The organism is Mammaliicoccus sp. C-M13, assembly GCF_022386845.1.
In the GTDB taxonomy this organism is placed as follows: domain Bacteria; phylum Bacillota; class Bacilli; order Staphylococcales; family Staphylococcaceae; genus Mammaliicoccus; species Mammaliicoccus lentus.
The window spans coordinates 93,115-110,634 of the sequence record NZ_JAJNHQ010000003.1; the positions used below are offsets into that span (position 1 = coordinate 93,115).

General features: G+C 33.0%; 12 protein-coding genes. 4 read left to right on the forward strand and 8 right to left on the reverse strand.

Going from position 1 to position 17,520, the window contains the following annotated elements; all coding sequences use genetic code 11:
- Positions 1–126: 126 nt before the first annotated feature.
- Complete coding sequence (gene ptsG, locus LQ615_RS03440; RefSeq protein WP_239704002.1) at positions 127–2,193, reverse strand: glucose-specific PTS transporter subunit IIBC; 2,067 nt, start codon at positions 2,191–2,193, stop codon at positions 127–129.
- Between the two features lie 118 nt (positions 2,194–2,311).
- Positions 2,312–3,148, reverse strand: a complete 837-nt coding sequence (glcT, locus tag LQ615_RS03445; RefSeq protein ID WP_016999578.1) for a glucose PTS transporter transcription antiterminator GlcT — start codon at positions 3,146–3,148, stop codon at positions 2,312–2,314.
- A gap of 98 nt (positions 3,149–3,246) precedes the next feature.
- On the opposite strand from glcT, the gene LQ615_RS03450 reads away from it, so the two are divergent.
- Positions 3,247–4,230, forward strand: a complete 984-nt coding sequence (locus LQ615_RS03450) for a DUF1002 domain-containing protein (protein WP_070045235.1) — start codon at positions 3,247–3,249, stop codon at positions 4,228–4,230.
- Positions 4,231–4,370: 140 nt separating this feature from the next.
- Here the strand turns inward: LQ615_RS03450 and alsT are convergent, their stop codons facing one another.
- From alsT to parE, 3 genes are all read right to left on the reverse strand, one after another.
- Positions 4,371–5,930, reverse strand: coding sequence for a glutamine transporter AlsT (gene alsT, locus LQ615_RS03455; protein WP_016999581.1), 1,560 nt, complete (start codon positions 5,928–5,930; stop codon positions 4,371–4,373).
- Between the two features lie 85 nt (positions 5,931–6,015).
- Entirely contained in the window at positions 6,016–8,430 is a 2,415-nt protein-coding gene (parC, locus tag LQ615_RS03460) for a DNA topoisomerase IV subunit A (RefSeq protein WP_239704001.1), read from the reverse strand.
- Positions 8,430–10,430 carry a DNA topoisomerase IV subunit B gene (gene parE, locus LQ615_RS03465; protein ID WP_064204987.1) on the reverse strand — a complete coding sequence of 667 codons (2,001 nt, stop codon included), beginning with the start codon at positions 10,428–10,430 and terminating at the stop codon, positions 8,430–8,432. The genes parC and parE overlap by 1 nt, the downstream gene beginning before the upstream one ends.
- A 200-nt stretch (positions 10,431–10,630) precedes the next feature.
- Between parE and plsY the strand changes: the two genes are divergently transcribed.
- Together plsY and LQ615_RS03475 are read left to right on the forward strand one after the other, a co-directional pair.
- Positions 10,631–11,209, forward strand: a complete 579-nt coding sequence (gene plsY, locus LQ615_RS03470) for a glycerol-3-phosphate 1-O-acyltransferase PlsY (RefSeq protein WP_016999584.1) — start codon at positions 10,631–10,633, stop codon at positions 11,207–11,209.
- 13 nt (positions 11,210–11,222) lie between these two features.
- The gene (locus LQ615_RS03475) at positions 11,223–11,522 is read left to right on the forward strand and encodes a HesB/YadR/YfhF family protein (protein ID WP_016999585.1); all 300 of its coding nucleotides are present in this window, start codon (positions 11,223–11,225) and stop codon (positions 11,520–11,522) included.
- Between the two features lie 54 nt (positions 11,523–11,576).
- On the opposite strand, the gene menI is transcribed toward LQ615_RS03475, so the two are convergent.
- The 3 genes from menI to LQ615_RS03490 form a co-directional block, all read right to left on the reverse strand.
- Positions 11,577–12,023 carry a 1,4-dihydroxy-2-naphthoyl-CoA hydrolase MenI gene (menI, locus tag LQ615_RS03480; RefSeq protein ID WP_016999586.1) on the reverse strand — a complete coding sequence of 149 codons (447 nt, stop codon included), beginning with the start codon at positions 12,021–12,023 and terminating at the stop codon, positions 11,577–11,579.
- A 100-nt stretch (positions 12,024–12,123) separates the two neighbouring features.
- On the reverse strand, positions 12,124–14,829 hold the full coding sequence (gene acnA, locus LQ615_RS03485; protein ID WP_016999587.1) for an aconitate hydratase AcnA: 2,706 nt from the start codon (positions 14,827–14,829) through the stop codon (positions 12,124–12,126).
- A gap of 294 nt (positions 14,830–15,123) precedes the next feature.
- The gene (locus LQ615_RS03490) at positions 15,124–16,749 is read right to left on the reverse strand and encodes a BCCT family transporter (protein ID WP_016999588.1); all 1,626 of its coding nucleotides are present in this window, start codon (positions 16,747–16,749) and stop codon (positions 15,124–15,126) included.
- Positions 16,750–16,944: 195 nt separating this feature from the next.
- Here LQ615_RS03490 and mscL point away from each other — a divergent pair, with 195 nt between their 5' ends.
- Positions 16,945–17,304, forward strand: a complete 360-nt coding sequence (mscL, locus tag LQ615_RS03495) for a large conductance mechanosensitive channel protein MscL (RefSeq protein ID WP_016999589.1) — start codon at positions 16,945–16,947, stop codon at positions 17,302–17,304.
- Positions 17,305–17,520 lie beyond the last annotated feature (216 nt).

The following is a 17,520-nucleotide window of genomic DNA, read 5'->3' on the forward strand; positions in this document are numbered from 1 at the left end:
TGAATATTTTTCTACACTTTATCTACCGACTTATTATAGCACGATAAGATTACGCTTTCAATAATATTTTTTATGAAAACACGTGTAACAAAGTATGGGCTCCTGAGACAAATTTCTTTATCCTTTTTATTTCACTAAAAATATTTTATCTCCTTGGTCAATGTGTCCATTAGTTAATATCTCCAACGTTGAACCTTCTAAATTTGTCACGACAATTGGTGTGACTGTGCTATCTGCATGTTTTTTAATATAATCTAAATCAACTTTCATTAGAGGTTGGCCTTTAATAATATCAGTATCAGCTTCTGCTAATATTTCAAATCCTTGACCTTCTAACTGAACAGTTTCTAGACCAAAATGAATTAACAGCTCAATACCTTCTTTTGATTCTAGTCCAATAGCGTGTTTAGTAGGGAATGTCATTTTTAGTTTACCATCAAATGGTGCTACAACTTCACCTGTTTCTGGAATAATTGCTATGCCATTACCCATCATTTTCTCGGAAAACACTTTATCTGGCACTTCACTAATATCTATGATTTCACCTTTAATAGGAGAATAAATCGTTGCACCGCCTTCAGCTAAAATAGCTAAACTATCTTTATCTCCTTCTTCCGTAACTGTCGTTTCACTAGGTTTCGTAATTTCACCTGAAATAATACGTCCCATATCATGTTTTATTTGATCGGACTTAGGCCCAAATATCGCTTGAATATTATTACCTACTTCAAGTACACCTGAAGCACCTAAACTTCTAAGTTCTGATTTATCAACTTTCGTTTTATCTAAAACTTCTACACGTAATCTTGTAATACAAGCATCTAAATGTTTGATGTTATTTTGACCACCCATTGCTTCTAACACATCAAATGGTAATTCTGATACTGAACTATTACGTGATTCTGTTTCTTTATCTTCTCTTCCGGGTGTTTTCAAATTGAATTTCTTAATTGCGAACGTAAATAAGAAATAATAAATTAATGCATAAATGATACCTACTGGAATAACTAATATTGCGTTGGTGCGATCCCAGTTTAATAATCCATATAATACGTAATCAATAAATCCACCAGAGAACGTCATACCTATTTGAATATGTAATAAATGCATCACTAAAAATGAAGTACCTGCTAATATAACATGTATTCCATATAAAACTGGTGCAACGAATAGGAATGAGAATTCTAATGGCTCTGTAATACCCGTTAAGAATGAAGTAAGCCCCGCAGACAACATTAATCCACCGACAACTTTTTTGCGTTCTGGACGAGCTTGACGATATATAGCATATGCAGCCGCTGGTAAACCAAACATCATAAATGGATATTTACCAGTAGTAAATGCCCCAGCTGTAAATGGTACTTTATCTTTAACTTGTGCCATAAATATACTTTGATCTCCACGAACTAATTCTCCAGCTTTATTTACATAACTTCCGAATTCAAACCAAAACGGCGAATAAAAAATATGATGTAGTCCAAATGGAATTAAAGATCTCTCAATAATTCCAAATATAAATGTCGTTAAAGCTAAATTTTTACCTAATAAAAATGTAGATAAGTTATTTAAAGCTTCTTGTATCGGTGGCCAAGCAAATGACAAAACAATACCTGTAACGATGGCTACTACAGATGTAATAATTGGAACAAATCGTTTACCTGCGAAAAACCCTAAAAATGGTGGTAAATTTATGTTGAAATATTTGTTATAGCACCAGGCTGCTAAAGCCCCCATTATAATACCACCAAATACCCCTGTTTGTAGTGTTGGTATACCTAGAACTAATGCATGTGATGGCTCTCTAGCAGCTTGGCTAAGTGTTTCAGCCCCTTTACTATAAGAGTATATGTTATCTATTGTAATGCTTTTTATAACACCCATTGTAGTATTCATAATAAGATAACCTACTAACGCTGCTAAACCTGCTACGCCATCTCCTCCAGCTAAACCTAAAGCAGTACCAATAGCAAAGAGTAAAGGTAAATTATCAAATATAATTTGACCTGAAGACTCCATAACAGATGCAATCATTACAATAATATCTGTTTTTAACCAAGGTGCAATTTCAATAAATTGAGCGTTTTTCATTGCGTTACCAAACGCAAGTAAAATTCCCGCTGCAGGTAATATTGCAACTGGTAACATTAAAGCTTTCCCAATACGTTGTAATTGACCAAAAAATTTCTTAAACATTGTAAAACCCTCCCATTGTTTAACTCAATAAATTACAGCACAAAAAAAGGCATGAGCAAGAAACCTACCATAAGGTAATGTTTATTTGCTCATGCCTGACGAAACAGTAACACGCAATTTATAAGTTATTATTAAAGCGTTGGATGTGCATTGTTAAATATGCTAATTCAGATTCATAAACTGGCCTCTTTAACTGTGTTTGCATCATCTTCACTATCTTTACAGCAATATTATAGCACAGTGGATATTGCGCTTTCAATAACAATTCAATATCAGTTGCATCCGGAATTCTTTCATCTGCTAAGACTCTTTGAATCGCAAAATGTAAGTGTCTTACAAAACGACTATAATTAATACTATTCTTATCTATATTAACTTCAAGGCCCTCTTCTATTATAATAATTGACTTCTGTATAATTTGTTTTATATTATTTATGTCGTTAAGTGAATGATTTTCTTCAGCTGAATGGATATGTAATGCTATAAATCCAGCTTCTGACTCAATAAACTGTAAATCTAACTTTTGATTTAAAGCTTTAACAGCGTTTTCAGCAATTTGATATTCCCTTGGATAAAGCACTTCTGTCTCTTTTAAAAATGGATTATGAACATGAATGCCTTCTTCTATTCGCTTTATTGCAAATACAATATGATCAGTTAATGAAATGAGCGTTTTTTCACTTACACTACCGCCCAACTGTTTATCAATTCCATTTACTACTTCTAATATTGTATTAAATACGTGTTCACTCGTTCCGTTTAATAACTGTGTATATCTATCTTTATCTCTCTCAGATTCTAATAAGTAAACTTTCTCTATTAAATCTGTATCAATTTCTTCACCTTGTTTTTTACCAAAACTAATCCCCTTGCCTATTAAAATTACTTCTTTTTGATAATAGTTAGCAACTAACACATTATTATTGAGTGTTTTTTCGATAATATATTTTCCCATATAAAAACCTCATTCTGAAGACCTATTACATATTATACAATTGATGCTAATATAATGATAGATATAATATATCAATAAATTTATAGGACGTGAGTCATGTGAGAAACTTAAAAACATACATTATTTCTATACTATCCGTTTTAGTTATTGCTACTATTTTTTATCCGAAGCAACAAGCTCAAGCAGTAACTGAAGAAGCTTGGGATAACGCAGTTACTGTTTATGGAGCAGCTTTAGAGAATAATCCTTCATCTAAAGAAACAACTTCAAATCTTTTAGGTACAAAAAACAGTGATAAAACAACATATGTTAATGCTGAAGATTTAAATAAATACTTGAATATGCAGTCATCAAACGATGTACTCAAATCTAGCATTCGTATAACGAAAACTTCTAAAGGTAGTGGCTTGAATTTAACAATCAACCAAGATCAAGGTCAAATCACTAAAGTTACAGAAGATACTTACAAAAATGCTCTAATGACAGCTGGTATTAAAGATGCTGACGTTACAATCGCGTCAAGTGAAGATGTTACAGGAGAAAGTGCACTTGCAGGGGTTTATAAAGCCTTCGAAGCACAAGGTGAATCTATAGATTCAAACAGAACACAAGTAGCACAAGAAGAGCTATCTACAATAAACGAGATATCTGAAGAGAATAAAGGTCAAGAAGGATTCTCTCAATCACAACTTAACAAGACAGTGGCAGAATCTAAACAAGCAGTTGCAGAAAAATCCGGAAACGTTTCAGTAACTGAAATTACAAATATCGTAAATCAAAAAATTGAAGATAATGGATTAACAAACATCATTAATGAAAATCAAGTTAACAAAATTGTTAATGTAATCGATAGTGCTCAAAAAGACGGTATTTTCGATGGAGAAAATGCTAAAGACTTTATTAAGAACTCTAAAGATTATGTTAATGACATAGTTAAGTCAGATGATTTCAAAAATGCTAAGAAAAAAGCAGAAGACTTAGGAAATAACATTAAAGATAAATTACAAGACGAAGGACTATGGGATAAAATCGTCAACGCAATTAAAGATATCTTTAATTCAATCGCTAATTTATTTAAATAATTTTAGTGAATATACAGAATAATGAGGCTGGGACATAAATACATGTCTCAGCCTCATTTTTACATTCAAAACATAAAAAAGACTGCCGATTTTCTCGGCAGTCCTAAGTAACATTTTCATTCATTTTTTATAAATGATAATTATTGATCTTTCTTATCATCATTTAAAGTTTCGTCTTTATTTTCTGAAACATTTTCTTCTTCTGAATCTACAGTTGGCTTATTTTTCTTTTTCACTGCTGTATCTTCATTTCTACTATATGGGTTATTGCCCCAAGCTTCAATATTACTGAAGTTTGCTTTTAAGTTTTCTATTTTAAATACTGGATTTAATTTACGTTTTCTTTGGTCTCGATAGTCTTTCGCTACTTCAAACACGACTGTAGCTAGACCGAATAATGCTACGATATTAATAACCGCCATTAATCCCATAAATAAATCTGCAGTATCCCAAACAGTTTGTACTTGTACAACTGAACCAACGAATACCATTCCAACAACTAATAATCTAAAAATAAACATTATAAATTTATTTTTCGTTAAATATTCAATATTAGCTTGTCCATAGTAATAGTTACCAATAATAGATGAGAATGCAAACATAAATACTGCAATAGTTAAGAATATACCACCAAACTCACCTACATGTGTTGTTAAAGCTTGTTGTGTAACTGCTACACCTTGTTCTGCATCTGCTCCAAATTGTAAGTCAGTATATAGCAATAACATAATTGCAGTAGCTGAACAAATAATTAATGTATCAAAGAATACACCTAATGATTGAATTAAACCTTGTTTTACTGGGTGACTTACGGCTGCAGTTGCTGCGGCGTTTGCTGCAGAACCCATACCAGCTTCGTTTGAGAATAACCCACGTTTAATACCTTGCATTAATGCAAAACCAATTGCACCACCAAATGCTGGGTGTAATCCAAAAGCACTTTTTACGATGTTTTGTAACATTGGAATAATTTGATCAACATTCATCGCTAAGATGTAGCCTACTAATATAATGTAACCGACTGCCATAATTGGAACGATGAAAGAAGATACTGTTGCAATACTTCTAACACCACCAAAAATAACAATCCCAGTTATAATAGCTAAAATAACACCTGTTATAATATTCGAAAATTCATATTGCTCATTTAAAGATGCAGCAATTGTATTAGATTGCACAGTATTAAATACAAATGCAAAAGTAACTGTAATTAATACTGCAAAGATAACACCTAGCCATTTTTGACCAAGTCCACGTTCTATGTAGTATGCTGGGCCGCCTCTAAAACCGCCCTCTTCATCTTTTACTTTATATACTTGAGCTAAAGTAGCTTCAAAGAATGCGCTGGCTGCACCGATAAATGCAATAACCCACATCCAGAATACAGCACCAGGTCCACCAAGAACGATAGCTGTAGCTACACCGGCAATATTACCAGTACCTACGCGTGAAGCCGCACTAATTGCAAATGCTTGGAAAGATGATATACCTTTTTTCCCATCTTCAAGTGTTTCTGGCTTTTCAAAAATAATTCTAAACATTTCTGGCAGCCATCTAAGTTGTACAACTCTAGAACTAATTGTGAAGAATACTCCTGCCAGTAAAAGTAAGAAAATTAAGTTTTGCGTCCAAATTAAATCATTACCCCATTGAACAAAGTCATGAAACCAACTTGGGATATAACTATCAAAGTCTTTCAAACAAATCCCTCAATTCTAAATAAAATTAGTCTAATAAATCATTATCATGATTTTACCATGACAATTAGTATATGACTATATTTTTTTATTCAAGTGCTTTTTCATCGAAGTATGCATCTATGACTTGACCAAACTCACTTTCATCAACAATAAATCTACCATTTGTATATCTTTCGCTGTAATTAAAGTCTTTAGTGTCTACTTTAATGACGTCTTTTTCAGATAAAATTATACAAGTTTCATTTTCAGAAAGAGTTAAAGCTTTTATAATTTTATGTGATTTTGATTTTAATTCTTTTAATATCATTAAACCACGTTGAGATCTTTTCGCGGGAACAAATTGGTCTGCTTTCATATGTTTTACTGAACCACGATCTGTGACAATGAATACTGATTTGTTACTTGGTAAAGTTTCTGTCATGACCACATTATCATTATCTTTTAAGTTAATGGATTTAACACCAGCAGCTTTTAATCCTATGTCTGATAGTTCATCTGTATCATATGTTAAGCTCATACCTTTTTCAGTTATCACTGTTAAAAGTTCATCTTCTGTTATTTTCAATACTGAAATAACTTCATCATCATCTTTTAGTTTCATTGCAACTAACGGTCTTGTAATTCTAGATGCTTTAAATTTATCATTTGTCGATTTCTTAATCATGCCGTTTTTTGTAGCAATAATATAATTAGATTCTGGTTTAAAATCAGTTTCAAAGAATATATCTATAATTCTTTCGTCGTCACCGATAGGAATCATCTGTGAAACATGTTTACCTAATTCTTTCCACTTTAAATCGGCTATTTCATGTACAGGAATGAATAAATAATGACCTTTCGAAGTAAAAGCAATTAGCGTATCTTGTGTGTTTACTTTTTGATGTTTTAACAAATAATCTCCATCTTTTAAGCCAACTTCTTCAACACCACTTGCTTGATAGCTTCTATTTGAAGTTCTTTTAACATATCCATCGCGTGTCATAGAAACAATCGTTTCTTCACTAGGTACAAGAATTTCTTTTTCAATTTTAATTTCAGAGATTTTTTCTTCTATGTCTGTTTTTCTTTCATCACTAAATTCTTTTTTCACAGATCTTAATTCTGATTTAATCACTTTTAACAATGAACTTTCATTATTTAAAATATCTTTCAGACGCTCTATTGTTTTCTTTAATTCATCGAATTCTTCTTCTAGAGATACAATATCTGTATTTGTTAAACGATATAATTGTAGCATTACGATTGCTTCTGCTTGTTCTTCAGTAAATTTATATTTTGCAATTAAGTTTTCTTTAGCATCACGTTTATTGTTAGAAGCTCTAATCGTTTCTATTACCTCATCAAGTATGGATAAAGCTTTTATCAAACCTTCAACGATATGCATACGCTTTTCAGCTTGAGAGAGTTCATATTGAGAACGTTTAGTAACAACTTCTTTTTGATGTTCAATATAGCTCTCTAAAATCTCTTTAAGTCCTAATAACTCTGGTCTTCTCTTATTAATTGCAACCATATTGAAATGATATAAAACTTGTAGATCAGTATTTTTATATAAATAATTTAGAACGCCTTCACTATTTATATCTTTTTTAAGCTCAATTGCTATTCTTAAACCTTCTCTATCAGTTTCATCACGAACTTCAACGATGCCTTCTATTTTTTTGTCAGCTCGTAGTTCATCAATTTTTTTAACTAAACTACCTTTGTTCACTTCAAAAGGAACTTCTGAAACGATAATTTGTTCTCTTCCGCCACGTATTTGTTCTATTTCTACTTTACTTCTTACAACTATTTTACCTTTACCAGTTTTGTAAGCCTTTTTAATACCATCTAAACCTTGAATAATACCACCGGTAGGGAAATCAGGTCCTTTAATAAACTTAATAAGTTCATCTATTGTTGTAGTAGGTTTATCTATTAACTTTAGTGTCGCATCAATAACTTCACCTAAATTATGTGGTGGAATATCAGTCGCATAACCCGCAGAAATACCAGTAGAACCATTTACTAATAAATTCGGATATCTCGCTGGTAAAACCATAGGCTCCATTGCTGTATCATCAAAGTTTTGAACATGTTCTACTGTTTCTTTATCTATATCTTGAAGCAGTATTTCTGCTAATTTACTAAGTTTAGCCTCTGTATAACGCATTGCTGCTGGAGGATCATTATCGATACTACCATTGTTACCATGCATTTCAATCAACACATGTCTTAGTTTCCAATCTTGGCTCATACGAACCATGGCATAATATACAGATGAGTCACCATGAGGGTGGTAATTACCGATTACGTTACCTACTGTTTTCGCACTTTTTCTAAAGTTTCGCTCATAAGTGTTACCATCTTTGTACATTGCAAATAAAATTCTTCGTTGTACTGGCTTCAAACCATCACGTACATCAGGAAGTGCTCGGTCTTGGATAATATATTTACTATACCGACCGAATCTATCCCCTATAACATCTTCTAAAGGAAGGTTTTGTATTTGTTCAACCATTAATTAACTTCCCCCTCTGTTTCTATTTCATCATCAAGCAGCTGAATATCATCACTTTCAAGTATGCTTTGATCTTCTTGCATACCAAATTGGACGTGTCTTTCAATCCATTCTCTACGCGGCTCAACTTTGTCACCCATTAATGTTGTCACACGTCTTTGTGAACGTACTTCGTCATCTATGCTTACTCTAATTAATGTTCTTGTTTCTGGATCCATAGTTGTTTCCCATAGTTGGTCAGCATTCATTTCACCTAAACCTTTATATCTTTGCAGTGTGAAACCTTTACCGAGCTTTTTCATTAATACTTCTAAATCTTCATCTGTCCATGCATATTCAACTTGTTTCTTTTTACCTTTACCTTTTTCTACTTTATATAAAGGTGGTAATGCAATATACACGCGACCTGCTTCTAATAAAGGTCTCATATATTTAAAGAAGAATGTTAAAAGTAATACTTGAATATGAGCACCATCTGTATCGGCATCTGTCATGATGATAACTTTTTTGTAATTACTGTCTTCTAAACTAAAGTCAGCACCTACGCCGGCACCAATAGTATGAATAATCGTATTGATTTCTTCATTTTTAAATATATCTTCAAGTTTAGCTTTTTCAGTATTAATAACTTTACCTCTTAAAGGTAGGATCGCTTGGAATTTACGATCTCTTCCTAATTTAGCTGAACCACCTGCAGAGTCACCCTCTACTAAGTATAGTTCATTTTTCTCAGTATTTTTACTTTGAGCAGGCGTTAGCTTACCTGAGAGCAATGTTTCTTTTCTTTTATTCTTCTTACCATTTCTCGCTTCTTCTCTAGCTTTACGTGCAGCTTCACGCGCTTGAGAGGCTTTTACAGCTTTCTTTAATAATGACTTAGATAATTGTCCTTTCTCTTCTAAATAGAAAGGTAATTGATCAGATATTACTGAATCTACGGCAGCTCTTGCTTCAGTCGTACCTAATTTAGATTTAGTTTGTCCTTCAAATTGTAGTAAATCCTCTGGAATACGCACTGAAATAATAGCTGTTAAACCTTCACGAATATCGCTACCATCTAAGTTTTTATCTTTTGCTTTTAATTCTCCAATTTTTCGAGCATATTCATTAAATACTCTTGTAAAAGAAGCTTTTAGTGCCGTTTCATGTGTTCCACCATCTTTAGTACGAACATTATTCACAAAACTTAAAATAGTTTCTGAATACTGATCGTTAAACTGAAAACTAATATCCACTTCAATTTGATTAGAAGTGCCAGTAAACATTGCAACATCATGTAGCACATCTTTGCCTTCATTCAAATATTTAACAAACTCTTTAATACCATCTTCATAATGATAAAAAACTTCATTAGGCTCTTCGCCTCTTAAGTCTTTTATTTTAATTTTGAGCGCTTTTAATAGAAACGCAGATTCTTGTAGTCTTTCACACAATGTTTCAAAATTATAATGAGTAGAATTTTTAAATATTGTTGGATCTGGTTTGAAATGTACAGTTGTTCCAGTTTTTCTCGTCTTCCCCTTTTTCTCTAATGTTGTAACTGGTCTACCGCCTTTTTCAAATCTTTGTTTATACGTATGGCCTTCTCTGTGAATCGTTACTTCTAACCATTCACTAAGTGCGTTCACTACAGATGCACCTACACCATGTAATCCACCTGATGTCTTATAGCCTCCTTGGCCAAATTTACCACCAGCGTGTAAAACTGTGAAAATAACTTCAGGTGTTGGTTTGCCGGTTTTGTGCAATCCTGTTGGCATACCTCTACCGTTATCAGAAACAGAAATACTATTATCTTTATGTATTGTTACTTCTATTTCAGTACCATACCCATTTAAAATTTCGTCAACAGAGTTATCTACAATTTCATAAACTAAATGGTGAAGTCCGCGAACATCTGTTGAACCGATGTACATACCAGGTCTTTTTCTAACAGCTTCAAGACCTTCGAGTACTTGAATTGAATCTTCACCATATTGAACTTTTGCTTGTTTATTCAATATTTCTCCTCCTACAAACGTACGTTCGTTTTTTTACTATACATTAGTTATTTTGTTATAAATCTCCGGAAAATGCAAGTCCTATCACTAATAGTAGTACAATTTCACTTTATATCTTATGGTAAAATCATATTTTAAATAGTAACCTATTTCTAGTTATGGTAAACTATTAGTACCTGCTAACAAAGGAGTGTTTTATAATGACATTTGTTGTTATTATACTTAGCTACTTGATTGGATGTTTCCCAAGTGGCCTCGTGTTAGGTAAATTATTTTATAAAAAAGATATCAGAAATTTTGGAAGTGGCAATTTAGGTGCTACTAATACTTTTAGAGTATTAGGTAAAAAAGCTGGATTTATCGTAATGTTTTTAGATATTTTCAAGGGATTCATTGTAGTTTTCTTCCCAATATGGTTTAATTTAGATATTCCTAGTATTTTCATAGGAATGTGTGCCGTTGTCGGTCACGTATTCCCAGTGTTCTTGAAATTCCGTGGTGGTAAAGCAGTAGCAACAAGTGCTGGTGCAGTATTGGGTGTTCATCCGATATTACTCATCGTACTTGCAATTATATTCTTTGCTATATTATTCCTAACTAAATATGTATCATTATCTAGTATGGTTGCAGCGACGTTTTGTGTTATAGGTGCAATTATAATAGGCGATATACCATTTTTAGTTATTTCAATCGCGATATTCATCATATTATTTGTAAGACATCGTTCAAATATCGTGCGCATATTTAAAGGGAATGAACCAAAAATCAAATGGATGTAAAGGAGAATGCACTATGAATTTAGAAATTACAGATAAAGCAGTTGAATGGTTTAAAAATGAATTAGAATTCAATGAAGACCAAGCGTTAAGAATATTCGTGCGTTATGGCGGTGAATTTCAACTCAAGCAAGGTTTTTCACCTGCATTCACTGTAGAACCTTTAAATTCATCTGAAGTTGGGTTTAAAGACGAAAAAGATAACCTTCCATTCTTTATTGACGAAAAAGATTTATGGTACTTTGAAGATAATGATTTACTTATCGATTTAAATGATAACGAAGAAATTAAATACGAAGCTAAAACTTCAAAATAAACTATAAAACAAGCAGATAAACGTCGCTTTAAGGCGATTTATCTGCTTTTATTTTTATAATTTTCGATCAATACCTTGTTCTGTTTCTTCTTTAATTTTTAAGTAAGCTTCATGCCATTCTGGGAAGCTTTTATCTAATCTAATTGGTCTATTTGTACCTTTTTTCAAACAAACATGCGTTGTTGAACCTGTACTCACAATTTCCCCATCTTCATTCAATATCTCGTATGAATAAATTGACCTAATTGGTGAATAATGCGATATCCACGTTTTAATGATAACTCTCTCAGGATATGTAATAGATTTTTTATATTTAATATTTAAATCGACTACTGGTGAGATGATACCTGCCTCTTCCATATCTGCATAGCTGAAGCCAGCTTTGTAAATATAATCTGTACGTGCAACTTCTAACCAAATTGCGTAATTTGCATGATATACGACGCCCATTTTGTCTGTTTCTGCATAACGTACATCTATTGGTGTTTCACTATAAATCATTTTGTATAATCCCTCTTTCTAAATCGCTATCCCTAATATCATAACATAAATAAAACGAGTCTGAGACATAAATGAATGTCTCAGACTCGTTTTTCTGAGTTTAAGCTAATTTATTTCTTAATACCATTTGTAGAATACCACCGTGTCTATAGTAGTCAATTTCTACTTCTGAGTCGAAACGAGCTAACGCTTCAAATTCAGTGACTTTACCGTCTTCATCAGTAGCTGTTACTTTCAGGATATCACGAGGTTTTACACCTTCGTGTAAGTCTACTGAAATAGATTCTCTACCAGTTAAACCTAAGCTATCAGCTGAATCGCCTTCTTTAAATTGTAATGGTAATACACCCATCATAACTAAGTTTGAACGGTGAATACGTTCATAGCTTTGAGCGATAACTGTTTTAACACCTAGTAAGTTAGTACCTTTAGCAGCCCAGTCACGTGATGAACCCATACCGTAGTCGTTTCCTGCTAACACACATAAGCCGATACCATTCTCTTGATATTTCATTGAAGCATCATATATAGGCATGATTTCTTCTGTTGGCCAATATGTTGTAAAGCCACCTTCAGTACCTGGAGCTAATTGGTTCTTGATACGAATGTTAGCAAATGTACCTCTCATCATTACTTCGTGGTTACCACGACGAGAACCGTATGAGTTGAAGTCTCTAATTGCTACACCATGATCTTGAAGGTATTTACCTGCTGGTGTATCTTTACCGATTGCACCTGCTGGAGAAATATGGTCAGTTGTCACTGAATCACCAAATTTAGCCATAACCCTTAAATCTTTTAGAGGTTTAATATCAGCTGGTACAGTTGATAAACCTTCGAAGAATGTTGGGTTTTGGATATATGTTGATTCTGGATCGAAATCATACAATGGTTGATCTGTTGTTTCAATTTGATTCCATACTTCGTTTGATTCAAATACTGTTTTATATTCTTCACGGAATAATTCAGGTGTTACAACTGAAAGTACAGTATCTCTTACTTCTTCAATTGATGGCCAGATTTCTTCTAAGTAAACATCTTTACCATCTTTATCTTTACCGATTGGATCATGTTGTAAATCGATATTCACAGTACCTGCTAAAGCATAAGCTACTACTAATTGTGGTGATGCTAAGTAGTTTGCTTTAACTAACGGATGAATACGTCCTTCGAAGTTACGGTTACCAGATAATACTGAAGTAACAAGTAAATCTTCGTCTGCAATTGCTTTTTCAATTTCAGGTAATAAAGGACCAGAGTTACCGATACAAGTCGTACAACCGTAACCAACTAGGTTAAATCCTAATTCGTTCAGATAATCTTGTAAACCAGCATCTCTTAAGTATCCAGTAACTACTTTTGAACCTGGAGCTAGAGATGTCTTAACGTATGGAGGAACTTTTAACCCTTTTTCGATTGCTTTTTTAGCAACAAGTCCAGCACCTAACATTACGTATGGGTTTGAAGTGTTTGTACAAGAAGTGATAGCAGCAATAGCTAAATCACCAGTTGTCATAGTAGTCTTCGTACCATCATCTAATTCGATATCTACAGTTTTATCAAATTCAGATTCATCAAAGCCGTGACCTTGGTTACCTGCTGGAGCAGTTACTGAATCTACGAATGATTTTTTCATATCGCTTAATTTAATTAAGTCTTGAGGACGTTTAGGTCCTGATAATGAAGCTTCAACTGTAGCTAAGTCTAAGTCAACAACATCAGTATATGTTGGATCAACTTTTTCAGCTTTGAAGAACATATTATTTTCTTTTAAGTATTTTTCTACTACTTGAACTTGTTCTTCTGTACGGCCAGTCAAACGTAAATAGCTTAGAGATTCTTCATCTACTGGGAAGAAACCACAAGTCGCACCATATTCAGGCGCCATGTTTGCGATAGTAGCTCTATCTGCTAGTGGTAATTTTTCTACACCAGGACCAAAGAATTCAACGAATTTACCTACAACGCCTTTTTTACGTAACTCTTCAGTAACACGTAATGCTAAGTCAGTTGCAGTTGTTCCTTGTGGAAGTTCGTTCGTTAATTTAACACCTATAACGTCAGGTACCGGGAAGTAAGATGGTTGACCAAGCATACCAGCTTCAGCTTCAATACCACCAACACCCCAACCTAGAACACCTATACCATTGATCATAGTTGTATGAGAGTCAGTACCAACTAAAGTATCTGGGTAAGTCACTAATTCATTTTCTTCTTCTCTAATGTGCACGACACTTGCTAAGTACTCCAAGTTTACTTGGTGAACAATACCTGTTGCAGGTGGTACAGCACGATAGTTATCGAACGATTTAGTAGCCCAATGTAAGAATTGGTAACGTTCAATGTTACGTTCAAATTCTAATTTCATGTTCATTTCTAAAGAAGATGGTAAAGCGTAACTATCTACTTGAACTGAGTGGTCAATAACTAAATCAACAGGAACTTCTGGGTTAATTTTAGATACATCTCCACCTACATCATCCATTGCTTTACGTAAAGAAGCTAAATCTACAACTGCTGGAACACCAGTGAAATCTTGAAGGATTACACGTGATGGTTTGAATGGTACTTCAGCATCTGCATCATTTGATTTACCCCATTTAGCTAAATTCATAATGTGTTCTTCTTTAATAACATGTCCGTCATACTGTCTTAAAACTGATTCTAATAATACGCGGATAGAATATGGTAAATTATCAACATTAGTAAGACCTAATTCATCTAATGTATTTAAGCTGTAGAACGTATAATTTTTACCGTTCAATTCAAAAGACTTTTTAGCTTGTTCTTTTAAACTTGAGCTCATTTTTTGTTCCCCCTTTAATTTGTACATCAAAATGCTTCATATACAATTGTATAATCAAAACTTAGGTAAAACAACACTTTCACCCTAAAAATCATTATATTTACCATTCAAGTTTTTGATACGCAACCATAAGTTTTACTTATGCATAATAGTTTATACATAAAAATTAGTTATTAAATGAGAATGATTATCAACTCTTTACGAAATTTATTTTAGAAATAATATAATTTTTATAATAAAAAAACACCTACCAAATAATCACTAATGTGAAATTTGATAGGCGTTTTTAATTGATTAGTCTTCTAATTCTCTTTCTAATCTTCTTTGTTCTTTTAACTCTTGTTCGTATTCACGTTTTGATTTTTCAACGTATTCTTTCATACGATGTTTATTTGGTGTAATAGATAAACCAAGGTATTTACGTTCTTGGTTAGCATCTTTGTAAAACGCTATAATCATCATAATTATGATGAAACTAAATGGAAACGCGGATATTATGGCGGCTGATTGCAATGCGCCTAACCCAGTGTCACCACCAGAGAATAGCAACACAAATGCGATTAATGATTGTGCTATACCCCAAACAATTTTAATTCTACCAGCTGGCTCTAATGAACCATAAGTTGTTTGCATACCTAAAACGAATGTAGCTGAATCGGCTGAAGTAATAAAGAATATACAAATTAATGCCAAGGAAACTAGCGATAAAAGCATGCCCATAGGCAATTCATTAAATACTCCAAACAATTGTGTTTCAGTTGTCATTTTAAATATTTCAGGTGTTTTCTTACCAACTTCAATACCTGTAACTCCAAATACACTGAACCAAATGAAGCTGACGATTGTTGGTACTAACATAACGCCTAAAATAAATTCACGAATTGAACGTCCACGAGATACACGTGCTATGAATATACCTACGAATGGACTCCAACTCATCCACCAACCCCAATAATAAAGTGTCCAATCATTTAACCACGCACTCTTTTGCTCATTTAATGGTGCAATATCGAAACCATTAAATAAGAAACTATCAAATAGAGCTCCAGTTGATGATGTAAACATATTTAAAATTAAAATAGTAGGACCGATAATTAAAGTAACAATAAGTAATATACTTGCTAAAATAAGGTTCAAATTACTTAAATATTGAATACCTTTACTTAGTCCACTCCATGCACTTGCAAGGAATAAGACAGTTACAATAACAATGATAATACCTTGTACTACGATATTATTCGGAACACCGAATAAGTATTCTAAACCACCATTGATTTGTAGAGCACCCATACCTAGTGAAACAGCAACCCCTACTACTGTAGCGAATACTGATAACACATCGATAAATGTTCCAATTGGCCCATCTACTTTGTCACCTAATAAAGGTCTAAGCGTTTTAGATAATAGACCTGGCTCACCTTTTCTAAACTGAGCATAAGCTAACGCTAATGCTACTACTCCGTAAATTGCCCACGCATGAAAGCCCCAATGTAAAAATGTAGATCTCATTGATTCTGTCATTGCAGCTTTACTTTCCGGACTAGCTGTTGGTGGTGAGATAAAGTGTGACATAGGTTCAGCAGCACCATAGAATACTAAACCGATACCCATACCAGCACTAAATAACATAGCAAACCATGAAATTGTATTAAATTCAGGTTTATCTTGTGGTTTTCCTAATTTCAGTTTACCTATTGGGCTAAAAATAATAAATACACAGAAAAATACCATCAATATAGTAATAATCATATAATACCAACCAAAGTATTTGGATATCCAAGCACTGATATCAGCAGTTATACCGCCAAATTGAGTTGGAAAAATAGCACCGAGTGCTACGATAATTCCTACTACTATTGCACTAAATGTAAACACATTTGATATTTTTCTACCATTTGGATATTTATGTACGTTCGACATCGCACTACTCCTTTCAAATACAAACTCATAATTGTTTATTCCCGTTTAAATTATTTTTAACCTAATAAATTTAAAAAATAATTTTAACAAAACAGCAACTTCAATACTTTACCAAATATCAAGTTTTAAATCAAATTCACTATTTCAATTTTTGTGTGTTTAAGGTATTATTATGACGACGAGGAGGTGTTTAATATGTCATTATTAAAAGAATTTAAAGATTTTGCTTTACAAGGTAATGTTTTAGATTTAGCAATCGCCGTTGTTATTGGTGCAGCCTTTAACAAAATTGTTACATCTTTAGTAGAGAACGTAATCATGCCATTAATTGGTCTTATTTTTGGTGAAGTAGACTTCGCTGAAAAATGGTCATTAATGGGTATTAAATACGGTTTATTTATTCAATCGATTATTGATTTTATAATCGTGGCATTCGCTTTATTCATCTTTATTAAAATTGCAAATACTGTTATGAGAAAAGGTGAAGAAGAGGAAGAAATCGACGAACAAACTGTATTACTTACAGAAATTCGCGACGCTTTACGTGAAAAGTAAGTTTTACATATACCATTTGAGGCTGAGACCATTTTTATTGTGTCTCAGCCTCTTCTTTATTTCCTTTTCTTACAAAACGTGTCAATAACACTACTCTTGTTGTCACTTCTCTCAAAACGTGTCAATAACGCTATCCTTCAATTTATAGATTCCAAAAATAAAAACCCCTAAATCTTAATATTACTAACGATTTAGGGGTTTATTTAAATATGAACT